At 41.2% G+C, this 13231-nt stretch carries 14 protein-coding genes; 5 read left to right on the top strand and 9 right to left on the bottom strand.

What is annotated here, in order from left to right; genetic code table 11:
- Window positions 1-42: 42 nt before the first annotated feature.
- The 4 genes from CWC04_RS02705 to prmB form a co-directional block, all read right to left on the bottom strand.
- The gene (locus CWC04_RS02705) at window positions 43-690 is read right to left on the bottom strand and encodes a glutathione S-transferase family protein (RefSeq protein ID WP_138684538.1); all 648 of its coding nucleotides are present in this window, start codon (window positions 688-690) and stop codon (window positions 43-45) included.
- Between the two features lie 119 nt (window positions 691-809).
- The gene (locus CWC04_RS02700; RefSeq protein ID WP_024031891.1) at window positions 810-1187 is read right to left on the bottom strand and encodes a DUF4112 domain-containing protein; all 378 of its coding nucleotides are present in this window, start codon (window positions 1185-1187) and stop codon (window positions 810-812) included.
- 119 nt (window positions 1188-1306) lie between these two features.
- Entirely contained in the window at window positions 1307-2404 is a 1098-nt protein-coding gene (gene aroC, locus CWC04_RS02695; RefSeq protein WP_024031890.1) for a chorismate synthase, read from the bottom strand.
- A 58-nt stretch (window positions 2405-2462) separates the two neighbouring features.
- Complete coding sequence (gene prmB / locus CWC04_RS02690; RefSeq protein ID WP_138684537.1) at window positions 2463-3398, bottom strand: 50S ribosomal protein L3 N(5)-glutamine methyltransferase; 936 nt, start codon at window positions 3396-3398, stop codon at window positions 2463-2465.
- Window positions 3399-3549: 151 nt separating this feature from the next.
- On the opposite strand from prmB, the gene smrB reads away from it, so the two are divergent.
- The gene (gene smrB / locus CWC04_RS02685; protein WP_024031888.1) at window positions 3550-4107 is read left to right on the top strand and encodes an endonuclease SmrB; all 558 of its coding nucleotides are present in this window, start codon (window positions 3550-3552) and stop codon (window positions 4105-4107) included.
- 15 nt (window positions 4108-4122) lie between these two features.
- Window positions 4123-5055 (top strand): AEC family transporter, encoded by a 933-nt coding sequence (locus CWC04_RS02680; protein WP_138684536.1) that lies wholly within the window; start codon window positions 4123-4125, stop codon window positions 5053-5055.
- Between the two features lie 6 nt (window positions 5056-5061).
- Here CWC04_RS02680 and CWC04_RS02675 read toward each other — a convergent pair whose 3' ends face one another.
- Together CWC04_RS02675 and sixA are read right to left on the bottom strand one after the other, a co-directional pair.
- On the bottom strand, window positions 5062-5412 hold the full coding sequence (locus CWC04_RS02675; protein ID WP_004587297.1) for a RidA family protein: 351 nt from the start codon (window positions 5410-5412) through the stop codon (window positions 5062-5064).
- Window positions 5413-5427: 15 nt separating this feature from the next.
- Window positions 5428-5898, bottom strand: coding sequence for a phosphohistidine phosphatase SixA (sixA, locus tag CWC04_RS02670; RefSeq protein ID WP_004587298.1), 471 nt, complete (start codon window positions 5896-5898; stop codon window positions 5428-5430).
- A gap of 183 nt (window positions 5899-6081) precedes the next feature.
- Between sixA and CWC04_RS02665 the strand changes: the two genes are divergently transcribed.
- On the top strand, window positions 6082-8805 hold the full coding sequence (locus CWC04_RS02665) for an insulinase family protein (protein ID WP_138684535.1): 2724 nt from the start codon (window positions 6082-6084) through the stop codon (window positions 8803-8805).
- Between the two features lie 55 nt (window positions 8806-8860).
- A complete protein-coding gene (locus CWC04_RS02660) occupies window positions 8861-11119 on the top strand; it encodes a sensor domain-containing protein (protein ID WP_138684534.1) in 2259 nt (752 codons plus the stop codon).
- Window positions 11120-11121: 2 nt separating this feature from the next.
- Here the strand turns inward: CWC04_RS02660 and CWC04_RS19810 are convergent, their stop codons facing one another.
- Together CWC04_RS19810 and efpL are read right to left on the bottom strand one after the other, a co-directional pair.
- Window positions 11122-11301 carry a hypothetical protein gene (locus CWC04_RS19810; RefSeq protein WP_374274991.1) on the bottom strand — a complete coding sequence of 60 codons (180 nt, stop codon included), beginning with the start codon at window positions 11299-11301 and terminating at the stop codon, window positions 11122-11124.
- Between the two features lie 223 nt (window positions 11302-11524).
- Window positions 11525-12097, bottom strand: coding sequence for an elongation factor P-like protein EfpL (gene efpL, locus CWC04_RS02655; RefSeq protein WP_126006383.1), 573 nt, complete (start codon window positions 12095-12097; stop codon window positions 11525-11527).
- Window positions 12098-12291: 194 nt separating this feature from the next.
- On the opposite strand from efpL, the gene CWC04_RS02650 reads away from it, so the two are divergent.
- Window positions 12292-12678 (top strand): MmcQ/YjbR family DNA-binding protein, encoded by a 387-nt coding sequence (locus tag CWC04_RS02650; RefSeq protein WP_004587303.1) that lies wholly within the window; start codon window positions 12292-12294, stop codon window positions 12676-12678.
- Window positions 12679-12715: 37 nt separating this feature from the next.
- Here the strand turns inward: CWC04_RS02650 and CWC04_RS02645 are convergent, their stop codons facing one another.
- Window positions 12716-13225: a GNAT family N-acetyltransferase gene (locus CWC04_RS02645; protein WP_138684533.1), complete on the bottom strand. Its 510-nt coding sequence runs from the start codon at window positions 13223-13225 to the stop codon at window positions 12716-12718.
- Window positions 13226-13231: the final 6 nt, after the last annotated feature.

The following is a 13231-nucleotide window of genomic DNA, read 5'->3' as shown; positions in this document are numbered from 1 at the left end:
ATTGTACGGGCTTTTACCTTTAAAGTAAAAGTGATGAGCGAGTTATACCTCTACTCCCGCCTCATCGCACTGCACTATATCGGTTTCTGTAAGTGCTTGGGTTATCCACTTTTGCAAAACAGGGCAACGCATCACAAAATCACAATACTGCTGCGCCGCTGGCGATAAGGTAATCTGATACGTTTTTAAACGAAGTACAATGGGGGCGTACATCGCATCGGCAATACTAAAGTCGCCAAAAAACCATTCATTTGGAAACATATCTTGCTGCTGAGCAAATATCTCATCAATACGTTGAATATCTTTTAGTGCAGCACTTGATAGCGTTACTTTACGTGTGGCTCTTATATTCATCGGCATTTCGTTTCTCAGTGCCATAAAGCCGGCATGCATTTCAGCGCTTAATGCGCGCGCTGTAGCTCGCTGTGTAATATATTTAGGCCACCCTGCTCCCGATAAATGGGCATCGTTAATATATTCACAAATTGCGAGCGAGTCCCACACCTGCAAATCGCCATCAATTAACGCCGGCACTTTTTGAACGTGGAAGTGTTGTTTTAGTTCGTCGTAAAAGTCACTGGTGTCGAGCACAAGCTGGGTTTCGTCAAACGGGACATCAAATTTACTCATTAAATACCATGCGCGTAATGACCAGCTAGAATAGTTTTTATTACCGATAAATAATTGCATTTTGTATATACCAAAGTGAATAGGCTTCCCTACTTTACTAGGTGATTAAACAACCAACAACACTTTGTTTTTTATTCTTAATGCTAAATTTAAAGCCTCTAAAATAAACAGTATTACTATCAATTAGCTAACTGCGCATTTAAATGTTTTTTTAATAAACGGGTATTGCGGGTGTTGGCTTTAAAAAAAGCATCAAATATATCGCCAAAAAATGGAACTAAGCCGCCTACAAAATCAATCAGCATATTAATGATCATCTTCGTTTTTATGCGTTTACTTACGCCCAAACGCTGCGCCTCTACCAGTACATAGCTTGATAAAATAAGCCCTGCGGCATCACCTATAACGGGTATTAAACCAATCACAGCCTCTAAGCCAATATTAAATTTAGTAAAAGGGATACCAATGCTGCTGTCTGTAAGCTTACTAAAGCGCTCTAGCCTTGCTATAGCAGCTTGGGTTTCAAGGTGTGTGTTATCGTGCTTATTATCGTTCATGATTACTCTCCTCCTTAAAACAGTATATAGCGCAAACTTGAACAACCCCTGAAAGGCTTAAAAGCAAATTACAGGCACAAAAAAACGCGGTACTCCGCGCTTTTTTAAAATATTAACGGTTAAACAGAGCCATTAATTGGTCCATGTTCGTGGTTAACATGTGGGTTTTGCCCGCGCTGGCGCAGTAAATGGTCCATTAAGGTAATGGCCATCATTGCCTCAGCAATAGGAATTGCACGAATACCAACACACGGATCGTGGCGCCCTTTGGTGATCATCTCTACTGCTTCGTTTTCAGTATTAATACTTTTACCTGGAATAGTGATACTTGATGTAGGCTTAAGCGCAATAGAGGCAATAATATCTTGCCCTGTAGAAATACCAGCAAGTACGCCACCCGCGTGGTTTGAGGTAAAGCCTTCTGGGGTTAACTCATCACGATGCTCTGAGCCTTTTTGCTCTACCACATCAAAGCCATCGCCAATTTCTACACCTTTAACGGCATTAATGCTCATTAGTGAATGCGCAATTTCAGCATCTAGCCTATCAAATACAGGCTCGCCTAATCCTACCGGTACGTTGCTAGCCACTACTTTTACTTTAGCGCCCACTGAGTCACCTTGCTTTTTAAGGTCTCGCATGTACTCATCAAGCGCTTCTAGCTTACTTGCATCAGGGAAAAAGAATAGGTTGTTTTCAACTTCATCCCAATCGTAGCTTTCAGCTTTTATTGGCCCAAGTTGGCTTAAACATGCTTTTACTTCAATACCATGAAACTGCTTTAAGTATTTTTTAGCAATTGCGCCTGCCGCTACACGAATTGCGGTTTCACGCGCAGAAGAACGACCACCGCCGCGATAATCGCGCAGGCCGTATTTGTGCCAGTAAGTGTAATCGCCATGACCTGGGCGAAACACATCTTTAATTTTACCGTAGTCTTTTGAGCGCTGATCGGTATTTTCGATAAGTAAACCAATGCTTGTGCCTGTGGTTTTACCTTCAAAAACGCCTGAAAGAATTTTTATCTGATCGTCTTCTCGGCGCTGCGTTGTATAGCGGCTTTGCCCTGGTTTACGACGGTCTAAATCAATTTGTAAGTCAGCCTCTGTGATCTCAAGGCCTGCGGGAGTACCATCTACAACACCGCCTAGGGCAACGCCGTGGCTCTCACCAAAGGTGGACACTTTAAACAACTGCCCTATGCTATTACCTGCCATTAACTTTCCTCATTCCTAATGACTACAAAAGTTGCCGAGCATACGCTCGGCCTAAAATTTATTTTGCAAAATACGTATCAAGCTGCGCTTTGCTTATTACAAATACACCTAAGCCGCCTTGCTCAAACTCAACCCACTCAAATGGTGCGCCCGGATACAAAGCATCCATATGTACCATAGAGTTACCAACTTCTACAAATAACAAACCGTTATCAGTTAGATGATTGCTAGCATGCTCTAAAATAGTACGTGTAACGTCTAAGCCATCATGCCCAGATGCTAAACCAAGCTCAGGCTCATGATGAAATTCTCGTGGTAAATCAGCCATGTCCTCAGCATCAACATACGGTGGGTTGGCTACTATTAGGTCATACTTTTGCCCTGGTACACCACTAAATACATCTGACTGAATAGGCAGTACGCGGTCACTTAGCATATAGTCGTTTATGTTTATATCTGCTACTTCAAGCGCTTCATACGAAATATCAACCGCATCTACTTGCGCCGTTTCAAACGCCTGAGCAAGCGCAATAGCAATACAAGCAGAGCCTGTGCATAAATCTAAAATACGGTTAACGCTTTGCGGCTGCTCAAGCCACGGTGAAAACTTATTAGCAATAAGTTCAGAAAACGGCGAGCGCGGAATAAGCACACGCTCATCAACATAAAATGGCATGCCCGCAAACCAAGCAATGTTTGTTAAATAAGGAACCGGCGTGCAGTCATTTATACGCTCTGCGATTAACCCTGCTAGGCGGTTTTTTTCTGTGCTTGTTAACCGCGCATGCATTAACTCTTTGGGGGCATCAATAGGTAAACTTAGCGCAGGAAGTAATAAGCTAACTGCTTCATCCCACGCGTTATCTGTGCCATGTCCAAAAAATATTCCACTACTTGCAAATTGGCTTGTAGTCCAGCGTAACCAGTCATGTAACGTTGACAGTTCTGCAACAGCTTCATCAAGTGTTGCTTCTTCTATTTGTAAATCACTCATATTTTTTACCTGTTTTAGCTAACTGACTGTTTTGAGTCTTTGCGACGATTGCATTGCCTAACTGTGCTGAGCAAATTACAATTGCCCCTCACCTTTATATTGTACCGCCTTTTGCGCTGCGTTTTTACGTTTTTTTGTTTAGGTAAAATTTATGAAAAAAGACATCTCATCACAATCGTCCCTAAGCAATGACGACATTGACCTTTTTCGCCAAACAATTACAGGCGCTAAGGTGTTTAAACAAGATACCCATAGGTTTGATACAAAACCTAAGGTGTCACAAGCGAAGCAATTTGCCCAGCAAAAAAAGCAGGTTGAGTCTGAATTTTTCTTCTCTGACGAATATATTCCCGATATAGACACAAATAGCACCATTAATTACGTGCAAAATGGCCACGACTCTTTTTTAGCAAAACAGTTGCGACGCGGCGACTTTGCGCCCGATTTAACACTCGACCTGCACGGGCTTAATAAAGAACGTGCAAAAGATGAACTTGCGGGGCTTATTCACGAGTGCAAAAAACAGCATTATTACTGCGCGTGCATAGTGCATGGCATTGGCGAGCGTGTTTTAAAACACAAAGTACCGCAGTATTTGGTGCAGCACCCCGATGTAATTGCCATGCACCAAGCACCGCTAGAGTATGGCGGGCGCGGTGCCGTGCTGATTTTAATTGATTTACCACAAAGCGATGAGTTTAGACGCTAATTAAAGGAAGAATACGTGCAAATTTTTTCGATTATTTTTCCCTTAATTTTTATTGTCGCACTGGGTTACACCTGTTGTTATTTTAAATTTTTTAATCAGCAGCATATTGCCGGCTTAAGTAAATTTACTTTTTATGTGAGCTTACCCGCCTTTTTAATGCTCAATATGTCGCAAATAAATTTGCATCAAAGTATTAGCCTCGAAGCATTTTTAAGCTTTTATATTCCTGTATTAGCGGTATTTGCTTTGGGCATACTTATTGATAGGTACTATTTAACTAAACAAGCCAATGCTGGAAATTATCAACAGCATAGTGTGTTTGGTCTTGCCGGTAGTTATTCAAATATGGTGTTAGTGGGTATACCCATTGTTATTGCTTCACTTGGCAAAGACATGATTGCTATCGCCTTTATGATCATCACATTTCATAGCACGCTGCTTTTTGCGTTAACTTATTTAATAGGCGCGAAAGGAAATACAGCTGACTTCTCGTGGGCAAAATTTGCTAAAAACATGGTCCTTAACCCTATTGTGTTAAGTATTGGCTGTGGATTACTTTTAAATGTGTCGGGAATTACATTATTTACAAATTTAGCCAATGTCTTAGAGCTACTCGCCAGCCCTGCTATTGCATGTGCTTTATTTGTGTTAGGCGCTAATTTGGTGTTTTATAAGGTTGCAGCAAATTGGCAGCCGGCCCTTATTTCTTCACTGTTAAAAATACTGATTTTGCCTGCTGCTGTGTGTGTAGCAGCTACGTGGGTGTTTGTACTAGATACGCAAATTCGTAACGTACTGGTATTGCTGAGCGCCTCGCCTGTTGGCGTTAATGCGTATTTAATTGCAAGCCAATTAAATACGCATCAAGTTACGCTCGCCGGTGCAGTGGTGCTTTCAACGGTGCTTAGTGTTGTAAGCTTTTCGTTTTGGCTTGCTGTGCTTTTATAAAATCGCTTATTTAAGTGCGGCCACTACCGAAATTTCGACCAATAGCGCATCGCGCGCCATTTTAGCCTCAACACAGGCGCGTGCTGGTGCATAACCTTCTGGCACCCATGCATCCCATACTGCATTCATATCGGCAAAATATTCCATGCTCTTAACGTAAATAGTTGCGCTTAGCATATGCTTTTTAGAACTCCCCGCCTGCTCAAGTAAGGCCTCTACTTTGTCGAGCATAGTTTGCGTTTGCTCTGTAATGTTTTGCTCTGCATCGCTGCATACTTGTCCGCATAAATAAACGGTTCCATTATGTTTAACTATACGGCTCATGCGCGCACCCGTTTCAAGGCGTTCTATACTCATTGTTATCTCTTTTCTCTATATGTTTGCAGGCGCGTTAATATTTACATATTCACTGCGCTGTGAGGTTTCATCATACTGAATTACAGCAACCGCTGCGGTGTTAAAAATAGGCATATTACCCGGGCTGAGCTGATCAACTATATAGCTCACTATGGGCATATGGGCGACCACTAACCAGGTATTACACTGAGGATGCATAGCAATAAGTGTTTCTAAATAATCAGCTGCTATTTGTGGCTTTCCCTCGGGGATTATGTCGCTACAGGTTTCACTAAATTTAAATACATTGTTTTTTTCAACTTCTTTAGCCGTTTGCTGCGCGCGCGAGTAAGGACTTACCAATAACGCATCAACAGAAAAGTGTTTGTGTAGCCATAAGCCCATTTTTTCTGCTTCTGCATGGCCTTTCGGTGTTAGGTTTCTTGCTGCGTCGTTAGCTTGCATCGGTGTCGCTTCGCCGTGGCGCATAATTAAGATTGTTTTCATAAAAAATCAACCGATTAATGAATATAAAACAGTAGCCAGTTTGCCCATTTGTCCGCTATATTAACTATTATTCCAAAGAATAATTCTCTCATGATATTCAGGTAAATCTTTTCGCTATTTTTTCGCTGTCCTGAAGCTATCATCTGTTGTTAACAAGTAAACGTCTAGTTTCAGGAGCATCATTTGAATATCAGCCGCAATGATAACAGAGCATACCGCGCCATTACACTCGACAATGGGCTAAAAGTATTATTAGTGCAAGATAAAGATTCAACTAAAGCCGCTGCTTCTATGGCGGTTAACGCTGGCCATTTTGATGACCCCCTTGACAGGCAAGGCCTTGCACACTTTTTAGAGCATATGCTTTTTTTAGGTACCGACCAATACCCTGATTCTGGAAGCTTTAATAATTTTGTGTCTCAATCGGGCGGTAATACCAACGCCTGGACCGGCACTGAGCACACCTGCTATTACTTTGATATTAATAATCAAGCCATTGAAAAAGCACTTGCGCAATTTAGCCGTTTTTTTATTGCCCCATTATTAAACCCAGCGGAAACCGAAAAAGAACGTAATGCCATAGAAGCTGAGTTTAAATTAAAAATAAAAGATGATGGGCGTCGTATTTATCAGGCTCATAAAGAAACCGTAAACCCAGCCCACCCCTTTGCTAAATTTTCGGTGGGTAATTTACATACTCTCGCCGATAGAGAGCGCTGCATTAGTGACGAGTTAAGAGATTTTTTTAATAAGCACTATCAAGCGCAGTGGATGACACTGGTAATTTGTGCCAACGAACCGCTTGATACACTCGCGCAGTGGACGCATCGTTATTTTAGTGGCATTAACGGCCATAAAGGTGCGCTTAAAGCCCCTATTGAGGAGCCATTATATCGCGCGCAAGATATTGGCAAAGTACTGCACATTGAACCACACAAGCACATGCAAAAACTCATTATTAGTTTTGCTATGCCAAATATCGATGACTTTTATCGCCACAAAACCGTCAGCTTTGTAGCCCATTTACTAGGCTACGAAGGCGCAGGCTCGTTGTACTCTATTTTAAAAGAACAAGGGTGGATTAACGCACTTTCTGCCGGCGGCGGTATAAATGGCAGTAACTTTAAAGATTTTAACATTAGCATGGCGCTTACCGATGAAGGCATTGAATACTTTGAAGACATAATAGAAATTGTGTTTGAGTATATTTGTCTAATCAACGATAACACCGACAAACTACCGCGCCTGTATCAAGATAAAAAAAACCTGTTACAAATTGCGTTTGATAACCAAGAAAAATCGCGCTTAATTGATTGGGTAAGTAACCTAAGCATTAATATGCAGCACTACGACGAAGCTAACTATGTGCAAGGCGATTACTTAATGGAGGGCTTTAATAAAGCCACTCACGAAATGGCGATGCAATGGCTTACCCCACATAATATGCGCTTAGTACTTATTCATCCAGGCGTAGAGGCAGAGCACACCACCGCGTGGTACAACACCCCTTACAAAGTTGAGCCAATTTCGCCGCATTGGCTGGAGTCGCTTGCGCATATAAATAAACCGCTGAGCACTATGCTGCTGCCCACAGCAAACCCCTATTTAACAAAAGAAGTGGTGCTATACGAAGTCGAAAAACCTCAAACCAAGCCTTTACTATTAGTTAAAGAGCCAGGGTTTGACTTTTGGTTTAAACAAGACAACACCTTTAGAGTGGCCAAAGGTCATTTTTATTTAGCAATGGACTCTCACTTTGCAGTAAAAGATGTAAAGCACATGGCATTAACGCGCCTTTTTAGTGACTTATTTATGGACAGTGTTGGCGAGCAGTTTTACCCCGCAGAATTGGCAGGTTTAAGTTATCATTTAACCTCTCACCAAGGCGGGCTTACGTTGCATACCGCTGGGCTATCGACTAGTCAGCTAGAGTTGGTGGAGCAATTACTTGATGCGCTATTTAATGTTGATATTTGCGCACGCCGCTTTGCCGAATACAAAAAGCAATTGGTAAGGCACTGGCGCAACAGCAACCAAAATAAACCTGTGAGTGAATTATTTAGCGTGTTAGGTGCCAAAATAATGCCATGGAACCCACAACCCGACGAGTTAGCCACTGCACTTAAAAATACATGTTTTCAGCAATTTAACGAATTTAGAGCCGACTTTTTTAAAGCCTTACATGTTGAGTCGTTTTTACACGGTAATTGGCAACAAACAGACGCGAAGGTATTTCATAAAAAAGTGGCAGAGCATTTAAAAAACGCCACGGCTATTGAAGATTTAACACGCCCGCTGTACGAGATAGACCAAGTGACTCGCTGCGAACTTGAACTGCCATGCAGTGATAACGCCATGGTCATTTACTACCAAGCACAAAGTGCAGAAGTGGATGAAAAAGTTAAATTAATGGCACTTAATCATATAATTAACCAAGACTATTTTAACGCGCTGAGAACCACACAACAGCTAGGTTACTTAGTTGGCTCTGGTTATGCGCCATTTAACACCCGCGCCGGTATTGCTTTTTATATTCAATCACCAAAATTTGAAGCTCAGACTCTACTGCACAGGCATAATCATTTTGTAAGCCAGTTTATTGCTAACCTAGACTCCCTGGATGAAACAACATGGCAGCAGCATAAACAAGGTTTGACAACTCATATTGCTGAAAAAGATAAAAACTTACGGTTACGCTCACAGCGCTTTTGGCTTGCAATAGGCAATAAAGATCATGACTTTCATATGCAAAAACGCCTGCTAGAGGCACTGCACGCCCTCAGCCTAGAAGAAATGAAAAGCTATGCCATAGCTACTTTTTCAAAAGATAGGCCAAGGTATGAGTTATTAAGTAGCGCAAAAGTAAATAAATCGCAAAAAATGCCGCTTTGCTCGCAATCTCTTTGACTCTGCAAGTGGCATGATTTAAATTATCATTTGTTAATTAGTAGTAATAAAACAAATGATAAAAATAACAACAATAAAATGTGGTTTTTACTGGTTGCTGCTAAGCCTAGCACCCGCAGCGGTTGCCTTTGAACACGCCTTTAATATAAATACCAACACCGTTTTAATTATTGCCAGTGCCCTACTTGTGCTGGCTTTGCCATACCTATTATTTGTAATTTATAAATTAAAGCGCTCTCGGTTACAGCACAGCCTCTCAGAAAAGCGCTTAAAAAGCACGGTTGAAGGCAGTGGCGATACGCTTTGGGATTGGAATATAAAAACTGGCGAAGTTATTCGTATTAACGATAAATACATGATGGATTCAACAACGTTAATGGGTTTTCCGCCAAATAAAAGCTTGATCCACCCACACGATATTGCCTCAGTAGAGCATTTATTAAAAAAACACTTTGCTCAAAAGTCCGCTTTTTTTGAAGCCACTTACCGTATTAAAGACACCTTTGGCCACTGGCACTGGGTATTAGACCGCGGAAAAATAATAGAAAAAGATGCCAACTTAGCGCCACTGAGAATGACCGGCACAGTGCGCGATATTTCAGTGTTAAAATCAACACAAGAGCGCCTCAATTTATTTGCTAAGTGTGTAGAATCACTCACTGATGCACTTGCTATATATGATAAAAACTTTAACTTAGTTGATATTAACCCCAGCTTTTTAACGCTTTTTGGTGGCGTTAGAGAGCAATATCTCAAAAAGCCTTTTAACTTACCTGGTTACGATAAAAGCTACACAGAAAACATTAAAAATATAGTACGAGAGCGTGAGCGAATTCAACAAGAGGTAAAACTGCGCAATAGTGAGCGAGTGTTACTGCCAATAGAGATTTCTATTGATGAGATAAAAAACGATCAACACCAAATAACAAACTATGTAGTGGTTTATTCAGATTTAACCGAACGTAAAAATGCACAATCGCAACTGCATAATTTATCAAATAGAGACCGTACGACCAGCTTACCTAACAGAAATTTATTTTTTACCGACCTACAAAAGCTAGTAAAACAAAATACCCACCATGCCCTTTTGGTATTTGATTTAGATAACTTTAAAAAGATTAATGATTCATTAGGCCACCAGCTAGGCGACAGCCTATTAGCAAAACTGGCTATGCGATTAAATAAATTAACTCGAGAGAATGATGTTTTTTACCGCCTAGGGGGTGATGAATTTGCCTTAGTTATGGCAGATACTAATGATATTCATGTTATTACTCGCATGGCAAAGCAATTTTTAGCTGCAATTGCGACCCCATTTAAAATGGCAGGCCACGAGCTCGCTATTACCTCAAGCGTAGGCATAGTGTTATTCCCTGAAGATGGCAGTACGCCAGAGCTACTATTAAAAAACGCTGATACCGCAATGTATCATGCTAAAAAGAAAGGCAATAGTTACCTGTTTTTTAACGACACCATGAACCGCCAAGCGGTTAAACGCTTACAAATAGAAAACCTAATGCGCTTTGGTCTAAAAGAAAACCATTTTGAAGTGTATTACCAACCAAAAATGAATATTCGCACTGGTAAACTTACCGGAATGGAAGCATTAGTGCGCTTTATAACCCCTAAAAAAGGCGTTATTAGCCCCGGTGTTTTTATTCCTATTGCAGAGGAAACCGGGCAAATAATAGAAATTGGTGAAGTGGTTTTAAACAAAGCGTGTTGCGATGTAAAACAATGGCTAGACGATGGGCTATTTAGCGGCCGCGTTGCAGTTAACTTATCGGCTAAGCAGTTTAGCTTGCCAGATTTAACGACCCGTATTGACGTGATATTACAAAAAAACGAGCTACCTTCTTACTTTTTAGAGCTGGAAATTACCGAAGGCACGGTAATGGACGACCCACAAGAAGCCATTGCAATTATGCGATCGCTAAGTGCGCGTGGTATTCATTTAGCCATGGACGATTTTGGTACAGGTTATTCATCTTTAGCGTACTTAAAACAATTTCCGCTGAATACCTTAAAAGTAGATAAAGCATTTATTGATGACATGAAAACCGAACGTGGCCGCAACATGGTTGACTCTATCGTGACGATTGCGCAAAACCTCGATTTACATGTGGTTGCTGAAGGTGTGGAGCAAGCAAGCCAAATTGACATACTTAAAACGCTAAATTGTGAAACCGTACAGGGCTACTTCTATTCAAAACCGCTTTCAAAAGATGAATTTACGGCCTTTTTAAAACAGCAACAAAGCAACTCTACGCCAAGCCTTATTAGTGCTAATAAACATTTAGCGCAAATAAGGTAATGTTACGGGCGCCATATACACGCACCAGCTCCTACGTTGCGTATAAAAGCACGCCTGTAATGCAAACCAAATAAGCACCATGCGCCAGGGCCGATTAGTGCCCCTAATAAAATCCACCGTTTAATTGGCATACCTTTTTTAAGCGCTTGAACGTAAATGGCCAAAGCACATAGAGCGTTAATAAAAACGAAAAGCAAACATCACCCCAACTGAGCTCAAAACAACGCTGCGCATTTTAACGGCAAATAACACACTTTTAAAGCAGCAGGCTTGATAAGCCAATGAGTCGCCATTTTAGCTATCAGCGCATATAAATTAAGTATTGATGCAGATTACTATTCCCTAGTTTAAAAATTTAGCCATAAAAAAAGCCGGCATAGCGCCAGCTTTATTGTATAGCTTGGGTTACTTTTCAGCGCGGCCCATAAATTTGTGCTCAACCGTATTAATACGGATACGGTCGCCCGTAGATATATGCTCAGGCACCGAAATGGTTAAACCCGTGCTCAGGCGTGCAGGCTTAGAGCGTGCACTGGCAGAAGCGCCTTTGATTGAAGGGTCTGTTTCTTCAACAACCAGCTCTACGCTTGATGGCAAATCTAAACCTACAGGCGAGCCATCAATCACAATAACGTGTACGCCTTGCGTTTCTTCGTTAACGAACTGAATTTCTTCTGCTATCGCCTCTTTGTTTAAGTTATACGGCGTGTAGTCTTCATTATCCATAAACACGTATTCATCGCCATCAATGTAAGAAAGCATTGCTTCGCGGCGAGTTAAATCTGCTAAGGTTAGCATGTCGCTGTCTTTGAAGGTTTCGTCTACTTTCGCACCTGTTACTACATCGTATAAGCGCATACGGTACAAACTACCGCCTGCACGGCCTTGTGGTACTGAACGTACAATATCTTTAACTACCAACACGCGATTATTATACTCAATCGCGGTTCCTTTTTTAACTTCACTCGCCTTTGGCATGGGGGTTTTCCTATTATTTTTTTGATTGCCAGAAACATACCACGAACTGGGTATTGTTCAACTAAAAATACGTTAATTTGGGGCTGCATTCGATATAGACTTGCAAATTTTTAATTTAAAACTAAATACCTATAATCAAAAGCGAAAAAAACTGCTATGGTATCTCTACCGAGTATGACTTCAAGGATTGGATCATGGACCAAAACACAGTACATGAGTATTTAGTAAAGAAGCCCTTGGTGCAAGTGACAAAACCATTTGCTCAAGAGGTTGATGTTTATAAAGTAAATCATAAAATGTTTGCCACCCTTGCCTTAGGTAATGATGGAGACGTTAATGATGATGGAGATCCTATTTGGTGGCTTAATTTAAAGTGCGATCCCGATGAAGCACTTAAATTGCGTGATATTTTTCCTGCGGTGATCCCTGGCTATCATATGAACAAGCGGCTTTGGAATACGGTGATATTAGATGGCTCTATTCCACAAGGCGAAATTGAAAGAATGATCGATAATTCGTTCAAATTAGTTGTTGAGAATATGCCAGAAAAAGACCGTAAAGCAATTGAAGCACATCTATAGAAACCACCATCACGGGCTAGCTTGCTAGCCCTATTTGCTACAATTTTAATGTGTATATCAAATCATCATAACGTGTATTATTAATAGTGTGCGCTTGCGTATTAATGTTAGTTAACGTTAATCCACACTTTTGTAATACCTTTTCAGACCCTATATTCCCCTTTGTAACCACGGCTTTAAACTGTGTAATACCGCATTGTTGCCATGCCCACTCAATCACGGCACGCAATGACTCACTGGCAAAGCCTTGATTAAAATACGCGGGTAAAAACAAATAGCCTAGCTCAGCTTGCTCAAGTTCGTATGTAAACCCCGTTACACCCATGGGCTCATTTGAATGCTTATCAAATACCACAAGGCAAAGTGGATGAGTAGAAGTGCTATCCCAACTTTTTAAACGTTGTTCAAACCGGCTGCGTACAAACGCTTCGCTGGGCATATCGTAGCAATAACGGATCACGGTAGGATTTTGATGTAACTGCAAAAATAATGGCCAATCACTGCTTTGAAGCGGGCGCATTGCCAATCGTGCTGTAAACAACTGCATAATGGT

Source organism: Pseudoalteromonas sp. S2893 (assembly GCF_005887105.1).
Lineage (GTDB): Bacteria > Pseudomonadota > Gammaproteobacteria > Enterobacterales > Alteromonadaceae > Pseudoalteromonas > Pseudoalteromonas atlantica.
The sequence above is the reverse complement of the archived record's forward strand: the minus strand, read 5'-3'. Positions and strand labels throughout refer to the sequence as shown.

Excerpts from the sequence above, each read along its gene's own strand:
- CWC04_RS02705 (WP_138684538.1), bottom strand. The coding sequence starts at position 690 with ATGCAATTATTTATCGGTAATAAAAACTATTCTAGCTGGTCATTACGC.
- CWC04_RS02700 (WP_024031891.1), bottom strand. The coding sequence starts at position 1,187 with ATGAACGATAATAAGCACGATAACACACACCTTGAAACCCAAGCTGCT.
- aroC (WP_024031890.1), bottom strand. The coding sequence starts at position 2,404 with ATGGCAGGTAATAGCATAGGGCAGTTGTTTAAAGTGTCCACCTTTGGT.
- prmB (WP_138684537.1), bottom strand. The coding sequence starts at position 3,398 with ATGAGTGATTTACAAATAGAAGAAGCAACACTTGATGAAGCTGTTGCA.
- smrB (WP_024031888.1), top strand. The coding sequence starts at position 3,550 with ATGAAAAAAGACATCTCATCACAATCGTCCCTAAGCAATGACGACATT.
- CWC04_RS02675 (WP_004587297.1), bottom strand. The coding sequence starts at position 5,412 with ATGAGTATAGAACGCCTTGAAACGGGTGCGCGCATGAGCCGTATAGTT.
- sixA (WP_004587298.1), bottom strand. The coding sequence starts at position 5,898 with ATGAAAACAATCTTAATTATGCGCCACGGCGAAGCGACACCGATGCAA.
- CWC04_RS02660 (WP_138684534.1), top strand. The coding sequence starts at position 8,861 with ATGATAAAAATAACAACAATAAAATGTGGTTTTTACTGGTTGCTGCTA.
- efpL (WP_126006383.1), bottom strand. The coding sequence starts at position 12,097 with ATGCCAAAGGCGAGTGAAGTTAAAAAAGGAACCGCGATTGAGTATAAT.
- CWC04_RS02650 (WP_004587303.1), top strand. The coding sequence starts at position 12,292 with ATGGACCAAAACACAGTACATGAGTATTTAGTAAAGAAGCCCTTGGTG.
- CWC04_RS02645 (WP_138684533.1), bottom strand. The coding sequence starts at position 13,225 with ATGCAGTTGTTTACAGCACGATTGGCAATGCGCCCGCTTCAAAGCAGT.